This is a genomic window from candidate division WOR-3 bacterium (assembly GCA_016867815.1).
Taxonomy (GTDB): domain Bacteria; phylum Hydrothermota; class Tepidihabitantia; order Tepidihabitantales; family Tepidihabitantaceae; genus UBA2258.
The window spans coordinates 1-17,087 of record VGIR01000038.1; the positions used below are offsets into that span (position 1 = coordinate 1).

The window sequence follows — 17,087 nt, forward strand, 5'->3', positions numbered from 1 at the left end:
GAGCGCCCGAAAGTGGGGGCAACCCACTGGCGAGACCGACAGAACTGGCGGTCAGGCGAAGCAGGACCGTCGGAAGATAACTCTACTGAAAGCGAGACAGCTAACGCACGGCTTGACTCCATACCTGTCCATCCGTGGTTGCCACTCCGAGTCCGCCGTTCTGCATTTTGCCATCTGCAATCTGCATTGCCTCCTCGTCCTCTTTGTGTCCTTGTGATAGGATCCGGCCCTCCCCCTTCCGGAACAACAAGAACTTGCTGCTGTTGTTGGGATGTGGATAGTGTGGATAAAGTCGAGCTCGGTACAACGCCTTCCTTATCGGGTTAATGGTGCACCACAATGCGTTGTATTTAGTTATCCACCGAGTTATCCACATTCTATCCCCAATGTTAACCACATTCGGTTATCAACACGACTACCACCAGCTGTATCCACATACTTATCCACACCACTATTAGTATGCCTTGACATTGGAAGTCGAACTGGCATTCTGGGTTGATGGCCGACAGAACTTCCGCTTCAGACAGCAGGCTACCCCCTGGGCTGCTCCGGGGCCAGACCCCAGGGCGAGGACGCAAGTTGGAAGCTCGAAGGATGAGTGACGAATCAGGCCTGGGTTCAAACCATGGATGAACGCGAATGGACACCGGCATGTCTGTCCGAGCCATCGCCCGCCCGGCAAAGTGACCCATCTGCGTTCATCTCTGTCTATCTTTGGTTGTCTCGCTGGGTCTTCCGAGGTCGCAAAGGAGGAATAGTGCGGTCAACAGTCTGGTGCTGGTTGCTCGGCCTGCTCGACAAGGCCGAGTTCGGGCTCGTATCAAGCAACGTACCGATGGGCAGCCGTGCGATGCTGACATGCACTCTCCTCCCAAGGAACGTCTTCTCCGTGCGGCCCGCTACACGGCTGGTCGGCCGGGACTGTTCGTCGTCGCTGACGTCGATGCCGGTCCTTGCGCTTGACTTCAAGGTCGTTGGTTCTATATTGGCTGCAGCCATGATGCGCGAACCGTTCAGCCGTTTCAACCTCCACTACGACAGGTTCATGGTCAAGTACGTCGACTACAAAGGCTGGGTTGACTACGTCGTGCGCGTCTTCGGCCGCTTTCGATCCAATCCGAAGACGCTTCTCGACCTCGCCTGCGGCACCGGCATCCCGACCCTGATGCTCGCTCGGCGCGGCTACCGGATGACCGGCGTGGACCGCTCGCCGGAGATGCTCGCCGTGCTGGAGTCAAAGCGGGGCGACCTGCCGGTCGCGACCATCCATGCCGACATCCGCGACTTCACCGTGCCCGAACCGCTCGAGGCGGCAATCTGTTTGTACGACAGTATGAACTACCTCCTGACCGAGGACGACCTGGTTCGTTGCTTCCGCTGCGCGCGGGCGGCGGTCATGGCCGGCGGGCTCTTCGTCTTCGACGTGAACACGGTCTTCGGACTGGCCGAGCACTGGGGCACGCGGACTACCGCCCGCGAAGTCGGCGATATCTACTCGATATGGCAGCACGACTGGGACGGGGAAGCCCGTGTCTCCACGCTGACCCTGACCTTCTGGGAGAAGCCCGAGGCGGGAAAGACGGGAGAGAAGTTCGTGGAGATTCACCAGGAGCGGGGCTACCACCCGGAGGAGATCGAGCGCTGCCTCAAGAACGCCGGGTTCACTGCAATTCGTTTCTTCCAGCACGGTTCCTTCATCGAACCGGGTCCGCAAACCACGCGGATGATGGTGGTGGCAAGGTAGAAGCAGCCGATGGAGCTGAGTCTGCAGGCGGGCCTTCCCGTCGGGAACATCCTGGTTTCTTTGCGTCCTGGTGGAGAGTCCTTCTGCTTTGACATGGCTTGGGCGGCAGCTAGAATGGCGAGCACAGATGCAATTCATCGCTGACCTGCATATCCACTCCCGGTTTTCGCGCGCGACCAGCCGCGACATGGACATCCCGGCCATCTCGGCCGCGGCAAGGACCAAGGGCATCAAGCTGGTGGCGACCGGAGACTTCACCCACCCCGAGTACCTGCAATCGCTGAAGCAGCATCTGAAGCCGACAGGAACCGGGTTGTTCACGCACGACGACACATACTTCATGCTCAACGTCGAGCTGAGCGGCATCTACAGCGCCGGCGGACGCCTGCGCCGGATCCACAACATCGTCTTCGTACCGAGTTTCGATACGGCCGAGAAGCTGACCGCCTGGCTCGACGGCTACGGCAAGCTCGCCTCAGATGGCCGCCCCACGCTCGGCCTTTCAAGCTATGACCTGCTCGCGAAGTTGCTCGAGATCGACCCGCGAGCGTTTCTCGTGCCCGCCCACATCTGGACCCCGTGGTTCTCACTCTACGGCTCAAACTCCGGGTTCGACTCCATCGAGGAGTGCTTCGGTGATCTTTCGCAGGAGATATTCGCGGTCGAGACCGGACTCTCCAGCGACCCGCCGATGAACTGGCGGATATCGGCGCTCGACAACCGTACGCTCATCTCCAACTCCGATGCCCACTCACCGGGACGGCTCGGCCGGGAGGCCAACGTCCTTAGCTGCGACCTGACCTATGACGCCGTCCGCGACATCCTGAAGACAAAGGACCGCAAGCGGTTCCTCTACACGATCGAGTTCTTCCCCGAGGAGGGAAAGTATCACTTTGACGGGCACCGCGCCTGTAACGTGAGCTTTGCCCCGGCCCAGTCGCTGGTGAATGACAACCTCTGCCCGGGCTGCGGCCGGCAGCTCACCATCGGCGTACTCCACCGGGTCGAGCAGCTGGCAGACAGGAAGCCGGAGGAAGTGCCGACCGATGTGATACCGTTCAAGCATCTCGTCCCGCTCGAAGAGGTCATCGGTGAGGCGCTGGGCGTAGGCCGGGACACGGCACAGGTGCACAAGCTGTATGAGTCCATGGTCGCGGCGCTCGGCAGCGAATTCGAGATTCTCCTGAACTCGCCGATTCCGGAAATTGAGAGGAACTCAAGCGACCGCGTTGCGCTCGGCATCGAAAGGATGCGTCGGGGCGAGGTGCAGGCGACCGCGGGCTACGACGGCGTGTTCGGAGTCATACAGGTCCTGCCCGGCGCCCCGCCGACACCGGTGGCGCGCGACGCCGCGCCGGGAACACAGATGGGGCTTTTTGGGTAATGACGAATGCCGAATGACGAACGTCCGGGCAGACACAGTATGAAGACTCTCTGGGCGCCGTGGCGGGCCGAGTACATCTATTGCGCTGCGGGCCATGACTCGACCGGGAAACGCCACTGCCTGTTCTGCAACCTGCTGAAGACGAAGGACGACCCGAAGCATCTGATTCTCCACCGGGGACGGCGCGCCTTCGTGGTGATGAACCGCTTCCCCTACAACAACGGGCACGTGATGGTTGCGCCGAGCCGGCACGTAGCGACCTTCGAGAGATTGACCGCTGAAGAGGGCGCGGAGTTGTTCCGGCTGGTGCAGAAGTCACTCGCAGTTCTGCGGCGACAGCTGAAGCCGCAGGGCTTCAATGTCGGCGCGAACCTCGGCCGGGTCGGGGGCGCAGGGGTGGCCGGGCACGTGCACATCCACATCGTGCCGCGCTGGCTCGGAGATGTGAACTTCATGCCGCTGTTGGCCGAGACCAAGGTCATCAGCGAACACCTCTCCGAAACCTACGACCGGCTCCGCCGGCAATTCCGAAGTCCGAACGACGAATGACGAATCAAGTCCGAAGGGCAGAAACGTCGGTGGCAAGAATAACAACTCCGTTGGATCGGCAATTGGGTCATTCGAGCTTGAATCGGAATTCGAGCTTCGTACTTCGAGCTTAGGTCAATGGTCAAGGCCGTTGTCTTCGACGTCGACAATACCCTGGTCGACTTCCGGAAGTGGAAGAACGCCGCGGTCGACGCGGCCATTGTCGCGATGATCGACGCCGGGCTCGATCTCACCCAGGAACAGGCGCGCCGGAAGATCTTCGCGATCTACGACGAGAAAGGGATCGAGTACCAGGGCGTCTTTGACGACTTCCTGCACGACGTCCTCGGCTACATCGACCATCGGGTTCTCGCCGCCGGGATCGTCGCCTACCGGCGGGCGCGGGAAGGGGCGCTGGTATCCTACCCGCACGTAAACCTCGCGCTGCTGCGTCTGTTCCGCCTGCACCTGAAGCTGGCCGTAGTTTCAGACGCACCGCGCATGCAGGTCTGGATGCGGCTGGTACAGCTCGGCGTGGACATGTTCTTCGACACGGTCGTGACTTTTGACGACACCGGCGTGCGCAAACCCGCACCGGAGCCCTTCCGGAAGGCGTTGGAGTTGATGCAGGTGCGGCCGGCAGAGGCGGTGATGATCGGGGATTGGGCCGAGCGCGACATCCTCGGCGCCAAGACCCTCGGCATGACCACGGTCTTCGCCCGCTACGGTGACGAGTTCGGCACGAAAGTGTCGGGCGCGGACTTCGAGGTCAACGACGTGCTGGAGATAATCCCTATCGTTGAACGGCTGAACGCGAGCTAGATGAACCAGCCGAAGTCAGAAGGCAGACACCAGAAGGCAGAAGTCAGACGTTCTGAGATCGGAGACCGGCTTCTGAGTTTCGCAGTGGACGTTGTCAGGTTCTGCCGCCGCCTTGAGCGAACGCCGACGAGTCGCTATGTCGCCAATCAACTGATGCGCGCCGCGACGTCGACCGGAGCCAACTACCGGGAAGCCTGCAGCGCCGAGAGCCGCGCTGACTTCGTGCATAAACTGCAACTTGTGCTGAAGGAAACCAGAGAAGCTGAGTACTGGCTACAGTTGCTGTCGCGTTCGGACTTCGTCCCCGATGGTGCACTTGCACCTCTCCTAGGCGAAGTCGACCAACTCATCAGGATTATGGTCAAGTCCGTAGTCACAGCGAAATCGAAAGCATGAGCCCTCCCGCAGTTCTGCATTCTGCACTCTGCCTTCTGACTTCTGACTTCGGTCGATGAGCATCTACGGAATCGGAATCGACTTGGTGAACGTGGGGCGCGTTCGCGCTGCGCTCGATCGCTATCCCGAGCGTTTCCGCAGCCGGGTATTCACACCCGCCGAAGTCGGGTTCTGCGAAACGCTCGCTGACAAGTACCCGTCCTACGCGGGCCGGTTCGCGGCCAAGGAGGCATTCTCCAAGGCGCTCGGCACCGGGCTAAAAGGCGCAATCGGCTGGACCGAGATCGACGTCTGCGACAACGAACGGTCGCGGCCTACCATACGCGTGACGGGCCGGGCGGAGAAGATACTCGCGGGCAGGAAGGTGCATCTCAGTATCTCCCACCTGCCCGACTACGCAACGGCAATCGTGGTAATCGAAGACTAGCTCGCCCGCGGGCATTGGTGTTCACCACCCGCCTGGGGACAAACGGAATGCCGTTCTCGCCGCAACGCAGAGGCCGGGTCAGGCGCACGGATTGTTTCTTCGCCTCCGGAGTCCATGATCAGTCATCGATGGTGCATCAGCGAGCCGGCCGCTGGACGCTGCTGCTGCTCGGCCTGGCGGCGCTTTCCTGCCGCACCCCTGACTACCTACCGCTCAAGGACAACCTGGTCTGGCGCTATGCCGCGACCGGATGCGAGATCCGTCCGGGGCAGGCGATCGCAGCCGATAGCGTGGCCTACGCGCTCGCCGTCACCGGCTCGGCAATTGCACCCGGACTGGGGCGCGTGTACGAGGTGCATCTCACGCGCGACGAGGAGCCCTACCTTACGTTCTTCTTCCGCAAGACCCGGGACGCGGTCTTCGTGCTGCCCGCGACGCATCTCGACGGTCTCGAGCCAACCTCGGACTGGGTGAAGCTGCTTGAACTGCCGCTGCGCCAAGGAGCTCTCTGGTACGGCGATCCAGAACGCTCGGTTTCGTTTGAGGTGATGTCGCGAGACAGCGTGTTGATCCCGGCCGGCCGATTCCGCAACTGCTTCCGGATCCGCATCCAGGCGCCCGACCCGTACCGGATGGACATCTGGCTCGCGCCTGACGCGGGCATCGTTCGCTGGCAGCGGACACTCTCCGCTTTCCTGTCGGAGAATTCGGTGCGAATCCAGCACTGATACTCCGCGCCTCTCCCCTCGACTTTTCCCCTCAGCCACGACCCCTGCGCGGATGTCTCTTCCCCCAAGTCATTGTCTTTGCGTGCGAAAACGATTGACAATCCTTTCGATATTCGTATTCTCTACGCGATGGATTTTATGACCCAACGTTCGCGGGTCACCTTGATGAGTCTGTCGCTACTCCCTCGACATACAATTGTCCGTAACACAACCTGTCTGCGTCGGATCGGCCGGCGTGGGCTAAGCACAAACCAAAGGAGGTGCGAATGGTGAAGAAAGCAAAGAAGGCCGTCAAGAAGACAGCCAAAAAGGGCAAGAAGAAGTAGTCTTCCTGATAGCCCACCATTGCCGCCGCGTATTCCGCGGCGGCGTGGCTTTCATGGCTCATCTGCATCGAGACGGCTGGTCGGGAAACTGCACGAGAAGAGAGCGGCCCGGACTGAGCCCGAGCCGCGACTGCAGATGGACGAGGACTAGCGGACCCGGATTGCCTTGCCTGTCTTTCCCGACTCGCGGGTGAAGTAGACCCCCGGCTTGAGCGCCTCTGAACGCCTTCCCAGCGCATCGTACACAAGCGCGCGGCCGTATGGTATGCTGACTGCGATCGACGGCCGCGGTTGCTCGCGAGCCGCGGGGGCTTGCGGCGGCTCGGCGATTCCTGCGACCGGCACGTCCACGTTGCCGTAGACGTCACGGCTGGTTCCCTGCTCCCATACGACCAGGCAGTTCGAATCCGAGAAGGCGAGTGCCGGCCACCAGCGTTGGACCGCGCTCGTGCCCGAGACCGGGAACCGGCCTCCGAGCAGAGAACCGTCTTTGGCGATGAACTGACCGAAGATGGTCTCGGGCAGGTTGTTCTCTCCCGACATCCAGACCGCCAGGAATCTGCTGCCGTCATAGGCGACGTTTGCCCAGCGGTGGCAGCCGCCATCGGCGGCAATCGGGATGGTGCTGCCGACGAGGTCGCCCTGGCGCGACACCAGGTTGCCGTAGAGTTGGAGCGCAGGATAGGTGCCCTGGTGCCAGACCACGAGGTAGTTCGAGTCACCGAAGCAGAGATTGGGCCCGGACGCGGTGCCGGGCGCAATCTGGAATGCACCATCCTCCGGCAGTCCCTCGCGATTGACGAACCGCCCGTACGAACCGTTGGAAGACCCGGACCAGACGACGAGGCTCCGCTCGCCGTCGTCGGCCACGTTGGGCCGGTACTCGTACGCGCTCGACGTCGAAACCCTCACGCCCGAGTCCAGCACGACGCCCGCAGGCGACACCCGCGCCGCGAACGGGTGATAGGCATTGGACGGGCCATACTTCTCGTCGGACCAGACCACGAGGTAGTTCTCGCCCGTGAACGTGACCGTCGGGTCGCTCTGGATGAACGAGTCGTCGGCGATGTTGCAGATGAGGAACGTATTCAGGGTGTCTAGGTCGGGAGTGACACGCACTCCCATCAGGTCGCCCTTGGTTCAGCAGTGCTGGCGGGTGACCACGAGGAAGTTCGAGCCGTCCCACGCCGCGCTCACGCGATAGCCGACACTGTCGGTGTAGAACTCGACGCCGGCGGGGTCCAGAACCTGGCCCTGCTTGGTCACGCGTGCACCGTAGACGCCGGTGAGCGGGTACTCGCGTTGGTCCTCCCAGAACACATAGAACTGGTCCTGGGCATAGACAACGGAGGAATAGCCCGTGAAACCGGACGCGGTGCAGATGGGGAAATCGGCACCAACCAGAGCCAGCAAGAGCAGCGTACTCATAGTTACCTCCGACGGAATTCTACTTCGCGACGAGTCAGGCGCAAGGTCCTATGGATCGACGGTAATCACCGAACCCTCATCGAAACGGATGACGAACTGCTTGCCGTGCACGTTGGTCCGTGAGTCAACTCCCAGGGAGTCAACGTGGAAGTCCCCGAAGTACAGCTCGACCAACTCCGTGCCATTGGGCGCGATGCCTACCGGCGTGGTGAAATGGACTGTATCTCCGGGGCCAGTACCGGGCAAACCGCTGGGCACCGGGTATCCGCAATGGTCCGCGCCGATGTAGAAGTCCCTCATGAAGGCAGAGTCCGGCGTTGCATAGAACTCGAGCCAGCTGCTTTTGTCCTCGATGGTTCCGTCGTTGATGACTCTTATCAGGAAACCCGAGCTGTCCGGGGTGAGCATGGGCGCACCGACCGTTCTCAACCCGCTCGAGACCTGCTGGTCGGTGCGGCCGGTGTTCCGCAGGTCATGGTGGAACTTGGGCCACGGCGAATCGGCCAGCGGACTCGTTCCCCTGAGCGCGTAGAGGTAGCCGTCGTCGCAGGTGAAGTAGATCGTCCCATCCGACCCAATGGTCGGAGATGAGCCAACGTAGCCGCCGGTCTGGTACCGCCACTTGAGGGTCGCGTCCGAGAACAGCGCATACAGGCCACCCGACGTGCCGAAGTACATCGTGCCTTGAGCGGTGACTGCCGGAGAGGAACCCCCGGCCTGCTCGTTGGGCACGAAGCGCCATCTAGTAGTACTGTCAGGACTGAGCGCGTACAGGACGCCGCTGCCGTAGGGCCCGCCGCTCGATACGGCATAGACCGTACCGTCCAAGGCAATTGCGGGAGAGGAATTGACGCCGGCGTCCAGTACCCTGGACCATCTCAGGCTGCCGTCAGGCGTGAGCGCGTAGAGGCTTGGTGACAGGTACCCGCTGGCCGCGCCGCAGTAGATCGTGCCGTCCGCGCCAATGGCCACTTCTGCCCGGTAGGCATGATCGTCGAGGAGATAGTACCACTTGGGCGTCCCATCGGGCCGGAGGGCATAGAGGAAGCCGTCAAAGGAACCGATGTACACTGTGCCGTCGGCCGCGACGGCCGGGGACGACGTAACCGGGCCGTTAGTCTGCAAGTTCCATTTGAGCGTGCCGTTCGGGTTCAAGGCATACAGGTAGCCGTCGCTTGAGCCGAAGTAGACTGTGCCGTCGGCCGCGATGGCGGGCGACGACCTGATGTAGCCACCGGTGGCGCAGCGCCACACCAGGACCCCGTCCGGACTCACCGCGTGGAGGCAGTTGTCCGAAGACCCCACGTAGACAGTGCCGTCCGCCGCGATGGCCGGCGAGGAACGCACTGGCGCACCGCTGACGTATCGCCACTTGACCGTTCCGTCCGGACTGACCGCATACAGCGCGCTGTCGGACGACCCGACATAGATGGTGCCGTCCGCACCTATGGCCGGAGCCGAGGACAGGTAGCCGCTGTAACCGTCGGCGAGCCGGAGGCGCCAGAGCAGAAGCGTATCGGGAGGCCGCACCACAATCTGGTGGGGCGCAGACCAGAGAGACGTCAACTCGCCGGTGTCCTTTGCCTGCGCGGTGACGACGTAGGTGTCGGGCTCCAACCAGGCGTGCTTCATCCTGACCGGCCCGCCCGAGGGAACGAACTCACTCCACTCCGAGGTGTCGCCGTCACCCCAGGCAAACCGGATCGCTACCGGGACGTTGTCGGGATGGTCCGCCCCGGCAAGAAATGTGTAGGACGAATCCTGACCCCCGAGCCCCGGTCCCAGCGGTGCCGTCGGGGTCCCGGGCGGCCAGCGAACTGTCACCCGCACCAGCAGTCCGTCGGAGGAGTCGGATGTCAACAGAGACTGGTCCTGCACCAGCGAGCGTACCTCGTAGGTACCCGTGTCTGACCACTGGTGAGTGAACGCGACCGTGTCGCCGCTCGCGAACCAGCCTACCCAGTAGGTCGTGGTGGTATCGCCCCAGTCGAAGCGGACCGCGAGGCTGTCGCCATCCGGGTCGGCGACAACTGCCCTGAAGGTATACGACGTGTCCTTCAAGCAGTAGTCGGGACCGGTCGGGGCCGCAGGCGTATCCGGCGGGTGGTTTGTCCTGCACGCCAGTCCTCCGGCCAGCACGGCCGACAGGATCGCAGCAGACACGGCTTTCGTCCAGCTCATTCTCTCTCCTTACCTTCCTCCTCCCACGCGCCCGGTATTCTCCAGGTCGTGGTGGAACTTGGGCCAGGGCGAATCGGCCAAGGGACTCGTCCCCTTGAGCGCGTAGAGGTAGCCTTCGCCACTGGTGAAGTAGACTGTCCCATCGAGCCCGATTGTGGGTGAGGAAACGATGGGAGCATCGGTCTCGAACCGCCACTTGAGCGTGCCGTCGGCATTCAACGCATAGAGACAGCCGTCCGCTGAACCGAAGTAGATGGTGCCGTCAGCCGCGATTGCCGGCGCAGCCCCAATGTCGCCGCCGGTCTGATATCGCCATTGGACGGTGCGGTCGGGCTTGAGCGCGTAGAAGCAGCCGTCGGCCGAGCCGAAGTAGAGCACGCCGGCAGCGCCGACCGCGGGAGAGGAACGGGCGCTGTTGCCCGCCAGCCTCCACTTGACAGTCCCGTCCGGTCTGAGCGCATAGAAATCGAGGCTGCCCGAGTTGGTGCCGAAGTAGATGGTACCATCCGCGCCGACTGCGGGGTCGGAACCGGGAACTCCATTGCCGGTGCCACACACCCACCTCTGGGTGCCGTCGGGATTGAAGGCGAAAAGGGAGCCCGGCGTACCGAGGTAGATTGTTCCGTCGGCCGCTATCACCGGGAATGCCGTCACGCCGCCAGCCGTGGTTCTATGCCACCTTAGGCTGCCGTCCGGGTTGACGGCATGGATCCCGTAGTCGTTGGTGCCGATGTAGATCGTCCCGTCGGCGGCGATGGCCGGGGCGCCCAGGACTTCGGAGTTGGCATGGAAGCGCCACTTGAGAGTTCCGGTTGGCAGAACGGCGTACAGACCGTTGTCGGGTGAACCGATGTACACGGTCCCGTCGGCGGCGACTGCCGGGGATGCCTGAAGCGGGTGCCAGATCCGGCAGCGCCACAGCCGCGTGCCGTCGTGATCCACCGCGTGCAGACAGCTGTCCGGCGACCCGACGTAGATGGTACCGAGTGGACCGATGGCCGGCGATGAAGGAACGTCCCGGTTGTCGCCCGTTGCCAGCTGCAGGCGCCACTTGCAGAGCGTATCCGGCGGCCGGATGACGATCTGGTGCGGAGTCGACCAATACGAGAGCACGTTACCCGTGTCCCGGGCCTGCGCCCGGACCGCATAGGTGCCTGGTACGGTCCATCCGTGGCGCATGGCTAGCGATTCTCCCGAGGCCAGGAAAGGGCTCCAATCGGTCGTGTCGCCGTCGCCCCACGCAAACCTGATGGCCAACGGGACGCTGTCGGGATGCGATGCCGATGTCGTGAAGGTGTACCAGAAGTTCAAGGCCCCCTTGCTCGGCCCGGACACAGTCTGCGGCGGGTTCGGTGTGCGACGCAGCACGACTCGCACGGCATGTGCGTCCGACCATCTGGACATCAGGTGCCCCGCGTCCATGGCCTGCACCCTGACCTCATAAGTCCCGGTGTCGCCCCAGGCGTGGGCCATGGAAATGGTATCGCCCTCGGTCACGAGGCCATTCCAGCTGGTGTCGCTGATGCCGGCCAGTCCCGACCAGGGCGAACTCGTGGAATCGCCCCAGTAGAAGCGGACCTCCACATCGCCGCCGTTGGGGTCCACCACCGACGTCTTGAAGGCGTAGGTCGTGCCTTTGTAGCACCATTCCGGACCGATCGGCGCTTCCGGCGCATATGGCGCGCGGTTCTTGCTGCAGGATAGCCCCGCAGCCAGCGCCAGGACAAATGCGGTCGCGGAGAGCGCGTCTCTTCTATTCACTCTCCCTCCTTACCTGCCTCCGCCGACCCGGCCCGTGTTGCTGAGGTCGTGGTGGAACTTGGGCCACGGCGAGTTGGCCAGAGGACTTGTTCCCTTGAGGGCGTAGAGGTACCCGTCATAACTGACGAAGTAGATAGTCCCGTCGCTCCCGACGATCGTCGGTGACTCGACGTTGCCGCCGGTCTGATAGCGCCACTTCAGTGTAGCGTCCGGGTACAGGGCGTAGAGCGCGTTGTCGTCCGAGCCGATGTAAACGACCCCGTCCGACGCCACGGCCGGAGAGGCATGAATCGCCTCCTGGGTGCCGTACTTCCACTTGAGCGTTCCATCCGGATACAGGGCGTAGAGGAAGTTGTCCACCGAGCCGACATAGACCGTGCCGTCGGCAGCGATGACCGGCGATGATTCGACGTTGCCGCCGGTTTCATACCGCCACTTGAGCGAACCGTCCGGGTTCAGGGCATAGAGGTAATGGTCGGTGCAGCCGAAGTAGACTGTGCCGTCAGTCGCGATTGAGGGTGACGAAATGATGTTGCCGCTGGTACGATAGCGCCACTTGAGAGTGCTGTCGGGTCTCAAGGCGTAGAGGCTCCCCGCCCCGAAGTAAACGGTCCCGTCGGCCCCTATCGCCGGCGACGAATTGATGATCCCGTCGGCAAGAATGAACCAATTGAGGGCACCGGTGGGTGTGAGCGAGTAAAGGTAGCTGCCGTATGAGCCGACGTAGATGGTGCCGTCGACCGCGATTGCCGGGCAGCACGTGACGTTCCAGTTGAGCAGGTAGCGCCACTTCAGGACGCCGGACGAATCCACCGCATTGAAGTAGTAGTCCTCCGACCAGAAGTAGACGGTGCCGTCGGCCGCCAGCGCCGGCGAGGACGGAATGCGGCCGCCGGCCTGGTAACGCCACTTGGGCGTGCCATCGGGGTTGATCGCCCGGAAGGAGCTGTCGGCCGCCCCGACGTAGATAGTGCCGTCCGGACCGATGGCCGGACAGACCTCAGCGCTGGCATCCAGCTGCCGGCGCCACTTGATGAGCATGTCCGGCGGGTGAATGTGGATTTCGTGGGCGCTTGACCACTGTGAACGGGCGGTACCCGTGTCCCGAGCCTGTGCCGTGATCGAGTAGGTCCCCGTGTCCTGCCAGGCGTAGCTCAATCCCACCGATTCGCCCGAAGCCACGAAGTTGCTCCAGTCGGAAGTGTCGCCGTCTCCCCAGGCGAACCTGATGGCGACGCTGAAGTTGTCGGGTTGGAACGCCGCGCTCGCGAACGTGTATGAAGAATCCGTAGCGCCCTGGTCCGGTCCGGCCGGTTCGGCCGGCTCGTCCGGCGACCTGACCACCACGACGGACAGCCCGGCCGAGAGACCGGATGTGGCGTGTTCGGGGTCCTGCGCAAAAACGCGGACGAGGTAGGTACCGGTATCAGACCAGGCGTGAGTCAACGCGATGGTTTCTCCGCCGGCAAACCAGCCCGACCAGGGCGAGAGGGTAGCGTCGCCCCAGTCGAAGCGGATAGCCACGCTGTCACCCTCCGGGTCGCTCGCCGCCGCCATGTATGTATATACTGTGTCCTTGGCGCAGTACACCGCGCCAACGGGCACGGCCGGTACCCCTGGCGCGCGGTTCTTTGGACCATCGCAGTCAGGAACCGCGACCAGCCCGAGGACGGCAACCGCTGCCAGGAACAGCCGGACATGACTTCTATACATCGGACCTCCCGCGACGCTCCGGCGTCGCCAGCCGGACTTCTGCTTCCAAGCTAAGTCTAAGCCCACGGGCCGGATATAGCAAGAGCTGGTTCGCCAGCACCGGGGAGCAGGACTTCGCGCAAGGCTCTCGCATGTCCGCCGCCCCTGAAGAGCGAAACCCGGCGGCACTCCCTGAGCGCCCTGGGCCCGGGTCAGGCATGCCTGAATCCCGGACCCGCTTCCCCTGCGTCAGCCTTGTCTGCCTAGTAGCCCTGCAAGACAGCAGAACGGGGCTTGTACCTCTTTTCTCCGTCGCCACGCGCTCCCGGAACAGCTTCAACATCCCCGACAGCACCGCCGGGTCCAACCCTTCCCGCTCCCACTTCGCTGCGAGCGTCTGGGCCTGCAGGTACCGTGGCGACCCCGGGCCCCCGTTCACCGTACACCCCTGAATCTGCAGCCGGTACAGCTGCCGCGCAAACGCCAGGTATGACGGGAACAGGATCGTCCTGACACCGCTACTCCCGAGCAGAGGCCTCACCATTTCCGCACGCTCGCATAGGGCCTCGGTTGCGCTTATGTGCGCGTTCGTGCCCGCGATCGACAGCTTGCCCCGCGGGCCCAGTGCCCGCTTCGCGCAGTCCGACATCGCCTCGCACGGCATCCGGGCAGCCCAGTTTTCCACCCGCTCCTGCGCTGACTTCGCCATTGGTGCGCCTCCACGAAGCGGGCCACAATCACCGGGGCGAGATCCCTCTCCGTCCACAGTGCCTACAGACACTCGATCTCGGTCGTCGCCGCACAGCCGGAGAAGCTGTCCTTGGACCTGGCCACCTGCCTGCCGAATGCCATGTACGACGACAACGAACTCGTCGGCACCGGGCGGTTCTCGTCCACTCCATTCAGTACCATCCTCACCAATTCTCCCACCTGCACCGATCGCTCGGCCGCGGCAAAGTGCTTCCTTTCCGCCAGCTCCAGTCGATGCTTCATAACCGGCGACAGCGCCCCCTCTGTCATCTTCGCCTCCCACTTCTCTACCCTCACCTCAATCGGCCTCTTCGCGATTTCACCTGCTCCTTTCTCCCGCCTCTATCCCAGTACGAAGCTCCTTCGTGCCGAACTCACCCTCTCCGCCTACCTCCGACCTCCCTCTCTCCACCCTTCCAGCTTCCATTTCTCTTCAAATGAGCCAGAATTCGCCCGTGCCCTCCCTTGCCTCCCGACGGTTTCTGTCAGCAGACTCGAGTGCGTCTCCCTGGCTCCTCATCGGGCCTGCTCACAGCAGGCGTGTAGATACTTTCCACAGCGTCACCCAAGAGCCTGCCACCGTACGGCCGGGGTAGGGTGACGTGGATCCGTAGAGAAGCAGGCCTCTTTGACCGTCAGGGGGGATTCCCCCCTGACGGTCAAGAGGGACTCCCCCATGGGATAGGCCGTCAACAGACCCTGCAGATGCCACCAACACCAGTCAGAGACGCAAGACTTGTTTTCACAGTTGGCTAAGGAAGCAGGCGGGCGTGGGACCGGGGAAGGAACGGATTGTGACCTCAACGTGACTGGGCGGCAGGCACGACGGAACACGAGGCCTGGGGAGGACACCCCATTCACTGTTGTGAGGCGCGTCAAAGTCCGAGCCGGGGAGAGGCACCTGATTTCGGGAAGCTTCGGGACGTCTTGGCATCTTCCGCCCGCGGACCTGACCTAGGCAGGACCTTTGCGCAGTATCCCGTGATGAGCGACGCGTGCAGGACGCGGTGCCAGGCAGACGAAGCGACGGTGACGTCGTCATCGAGCCAGATGAGAAGGGCGTACTGTATCAGCTCCGTCCCGGCTCTGCGTGGACCAGAACCCCACGGCCGGAGCGCCTCTCGTCAGGGCTGAGTCCCCGGCATGCCCGAGGTCTCCGGACAAGCTCTATGTCCCCGTTTTCTGGTCATCAACCCCCGTTCCCATAGTCTCTTGCTCTGCCACGGACGCCTCGGCTGCGATTCGCCTGGTCGAGCGGATTCTGTCACGGGATAGCGGCTACCTCGTTTCGCTGGTGATGTACCCGCAGGGCCTGATCTGCTGCCGGTTAAGCGACTCGACTCAAACTCCCGGGCGGCGCGACTGCGGGTCAGACGTCGCGGCGACTGTGCGGCCGCTCACCCGGCAGCTATCAAGAGCTAGTAATGGTGCTGCAGGGAAAGGATGGAGTGCAGGTAACTCTCAGGCACCTGCTGTTCAAATTGTTGGGACCGAAACTCCCCGACAGGAGCTTGCATCCCACAATCGCCCGCTCTTCTTCTGTTGACCTGATGAAGACCATGAGCTTGGGAGCGCTCCATCTCTTCTTTTCCGCACTAGTCATGGCTCCTTCTTCTTCCGAACCTGCGCCTTGGCCCATCCTTAACCTCCGCTTGTCATCCATCTTCCATGTTTCGCTTTCAGCCCTCCTGATATCCCAGCGCCTTTGCCCGGCCGTGGGCGACCCGGCAGAAGTAGTCGACCACCATATCCATTTCCCCGCTCTCCAGATATGCGTGTGCCGGGCAGCAGAGGCAGAGGTTGGCGACATGGCAGACACCACAGCGTTCGAGGAGCTCCTTCCGGCTCGAACGCAGGTCGCGTATCCGGGGAACGTGGTGGTGCCAGGCGTCGTGAAGCGTGCCTCGGCGCAGGTCGTAGACCGTGTCCGGATGCCAGAGCGAAGAACAGAGACGGAACCGCCCGTCGTAGCTGACCGTGAAGCTGCCTCTTCCCGCTCCGCAGAGGAAAAGGTAGCTGCCCTCATGGCAAGGGGACCGTGTCAGAATGAACTTATCGCAGCCCTTCTTTAAGGCACCGAGGCGTTCTTCGTCGGCGCTTTCGACCTCGACAATCTCATCCGGGGCGAGACGCTCGGCCAGGATTTCGGCGTTGCGGACCGCGTCGCCGTCAAAGCGCAGGTGCAGCAACGGATCGAACCGGTAGTAGTCCCTAGTCCGGGCGCGGCAGAACCTGGCCAACTCCTGCAGTTCGTGGACGTTGGAGCGAAGGGCCATCGCCTTCAGTCGTACCTTGACGCCGCCTGAGAGCAGCCGATCCAGACCGCGCACGAAGGCCTGGAACGAACCCGGACGTCGCGTAACCCGCTCGTAGGTGGCTTCGGTTGCACCATACATTGTCACCTCGATGTCGCGGGGCGGGTACTTCTGGAACAGTTCGACGTGCTCCATCTGCACCAGACAGGCGTTGGTGAAGACCGAGACGAGCAGGCCCAAGCGTTTGAGCCGGAGGTAGATCTCGGAAAAGTCCTCGCGCAGCAGCGGCTCGCCCCCCGTCAGCAGGCACCACATGGCGCCCATTGAGGCGGCCTCGCGGGCTATGTCCTCAATCTCGCCCGGCGAGAGTTCGCGCGCGCGGGCGTTCAGGTCATCGGCGGGCAGGTTGATGTAGCAGTGGCGGCAGTCGTTGTTGCAGCGGGCGGTGACTTCGATCTCAAAGGTAATCGGCACTCGCCGATCCTTCATCCGGTCCCAGAGTTCGAAACGGGGAAGTACATCGACCGAGGTATAGGCAGAGGTCCGGACGGGACCGGGTGAAGGAAGACCCGGAACTAGAGACCGGGTCTCCGGACCGGAAAAAGGGTTTGTCGTCGGTCGAGCGTCTCTCATGCTCTGCTCAACCTTGCCGTTGTTCCCTGGTT

Annotated in this window: 13 protein-coding genes and 1 pseudogene; 7 read left to right on the plus strand and 7 right to left on the minus strand. The window is 62.7% G+C overall.

The genetic code is table 11. From position 1 onward, the window contains the following. Window positions 1-625 precede the first annotated feature (625 nt). From FJY68_07235 to FJY68_07265, 7 genes and pseudogenes are all read left to right on the plus strand, one after another. Window positions 626-1,744, plus strand: coding sequence for a class I SAM-dependent methyltransferase (locus FJY68_07235; protein ID MBM3331628.1), 1,119 nt, complete (start codon window positions 626-628; stop codon window positions 1,742-1,744). 127 nt (window positions 1,745-1,871) lie between these two features. Then, window positions 1,872-3,056: pseudogene (locus FJY68_07240) on the plus strand (DNA helicase UvrD). 111 nt (window positions 3,057-3,167) lie between these two features. Beyond that, window positions 3,168-3,677: an HIT domain-containing protein gene (locus FJY68_07245; protein ID MBM3331629.1), complete on the plus strand. Its 510-nt coding sequence runs from the start codon at window positions 3,168-3,170 to the stop codon at window positions 3,675-3,677. Window positions 3,678-3,794: 117 nt separating this feature from the next. Beyond that, window positions 3,795-4,478 (plus strand): HAD-IA family hydrolase, encoded by a 684-nt coding sequence (locus FJY68_07250; protein ID MBM3331630.1) that lies wholly within the window; start codon window positions 3,795-3,797, stop codon window positions 4,476-4,478. Further along, window positions 4,479-4,874: a four helix bundle protein gene (locus tag FJY68_07255; protein ID MBM3331631.1), complete on the plus strand. Its 396-nt coding sequence runs from the start codon at window positions 4,479-4,481 to the stop codon at window positions 4,872-4,874. Window positions 4,875-4,929: 55 nt separating this feature from the next. After that, a complete protein-coding gene (gene acpS / locus FJY68_07260) occupies window positions 4,930-5,301 on the plus strand; it encodes a holo-[acyl-carrier-protein] synthase (GenBank protein ID MBM3331632.1) in 372 nt (123 codons plus the stop codon). A gap of 128 nt (window positions 5,302-5,429) precedes the next feature. After that, window positions 5,430-6,029: a hypothetical protein gene (locus tag FJY68_07265; protein MBM3331633.1), complete on the plus strand. Its 600-nt coding sequence runs from the start codon at window positions 5,430-5,432 to the stop codon at window positions 6,027-6,029. Window positions 6,030-6,502: 473 nt separating this feature from the next. On the opposite strand, the gene FJY68_07270 is transcribed toward FJY68_07265, so the two are convergent. From FJY68_07270 to FJY68_07300, 7 genes are all read right to left on the minus strand, one after another. Further along, a complete protein-coding gene (locus tag FJY68_07270) occupies window positions 6,503-7,480 on the minus strand; it encodes a hypothetical protein (protein ID MBM3331634.1) in 978 nt (325 codons plus the stop codon). Between the two features lie 15 nt (window positions 7,481-7,495). Then, entirely contained in the window at window positions 7,496-7,783 is a 288-nt protein-coding gene (locus FJY68_07275; GenBank protein MBM3331635.1) for a hypothetical protein, read from the minus strand. Window positions 7,784-7,831: 48 nt separating this feature from the next. Continuing rightward, complete coding sequence (locus FJY68_07280) at window positions 7,832-9,964, minus strand: PQQ-like beta-propeller repeat protein (GenBank protein ID MBM3331636.1); 2,133 nt, start codon at window positions 9,962-9,964, stop codon at window positions 7,832-7,834. A gap of 9 nt (window positions 9,965-9,973) precedes the next feature. Beyond that, the gene (locus FJY68_07285; protein MBM3331637.1) at window positions 9,974-11,725 is read right to left on the minus strand and encodes a PQQ-like beta-propeller repeat protein; all 1,752 of its coding nucleotides are present in this window, start codon (window positions 11,723-11,725) and stop codon (window positions 9,974-9,976) included. Between the two features lie 9 nt (window positions 11,726-11,734). Next, the gene (locus tag FJY68_07290; protein ID MBM3331638.1) at window positions 11,735-13,438 is read right to left on the minus strand and encodes a PQQ-like beta-propeller repeat protein; all 1,704 of its coding nucleotides are present in this window, start codon (window positions 13,436-13,438) and stop codon (window positions 11,735-11,737) included. Between the two features lie 750 nt (window positions 13,439-14,188). Beyond that, on the minus strand, window positions 14,189-14,464 hold the full coding sequence (locus FJY68_07295; protein ID MBM3331639.1) for a hypothetical protein: 276 nt from the start codon (window positions 14,462-14,464) through the stop codon (window positions 14,189-14,191). A gap of 1,382 nt (window positions 14,465-15,846) precedes the next feature. After that, complete coding sequence (locus FJY68_07300; GenBank protein ID MBM3331640.1) at window positions 15,847-17,055, minus strand: radical SAM protein; 1,209 nt, start codon at window positions 17,053-17,055, stop codon at window positions 15,847-15,849. Window positions 17,056-17,087 lie beyond the last annotated feature (32 nt).

Bases quoted from the DNA above. Each gene is read 5' to 3' on its own strand.
- FJY68_07235 (MBM3331628.1), top strand. From the start codon at position 626: ATGGATGAACGCGAATGGACACCGGCATGTCTGTCCGAGCCATCGCCC.
- FJY68_07245 (MBM3331629.1), top strand. From the start codon at position 3,168: ATGAAGACTCTCTGGGCGCCGTGGCGGGCCGAGTACATCTATTGCGCT.
- FJY68_07250 (MBM3331630.1), top strand. From the start codon at position 3,795: ATGGTCAAGGCCGTTGTCTTCGACGTCGACAATACCCTGGTCGACTTC.
- FJY68_07255 (MBM3331631.1), top strand. From the start codon at position 4,479: ATGAACCAGCCGAAGTCAGAAGGCAGACACCAGAAGGCAGAAGTCAGA.
- acpS (MBM3331632.1), top strand. From the start codon at position 4,930: ATGAGCATCTACGGAATCGGAATCGACTTGGTGAACGTGGGGCGCGTT.
- FJY68_07265 (MBM3331633.1), top strand. From the start codon at position 5,430: ATGGTGCATCAGCGAGCCGGCCGCTGGACGCTGCTGCTGCTCGGCCTG.
- FJY68_07270 (MBM3331634.1), bottom strand. From the start codon at position 7,480: ATGGGAGTGCGTGTCACTCCCGACCTAGACACCCTGAATACGTTCCTC.
- FJY68_07275 (MBM3331635.1), bottom strand. From the start codon at position 7,783: ATGAGTACGCTGCTCTTGCTGGCTCTGGTTGGTGCCGATTTCCCCATC.
- FJY68_07280 (MBM3331636.1), bottom strand. From the start codon at position 9,964: ATGAGCTGGACGAAAGCCGTGTCTGCTGCGATCCTGTCGGCCGTGCTG.
- FJY68_07290 (MBM3331638.1), bottom strand. From the start codon at position 13,438: ATGTATAGAAGTCATGTCCGGCTGTTCCTGGCAGCGGTTGCCGTCCTC.
- FJY68_07300 (MBM3331640.1), bottom strand. From the start codon at position 17,055: ATGAGAGACGCTCGACCGACGACAAACCCTTTTTCCGGTCCGGAGACC.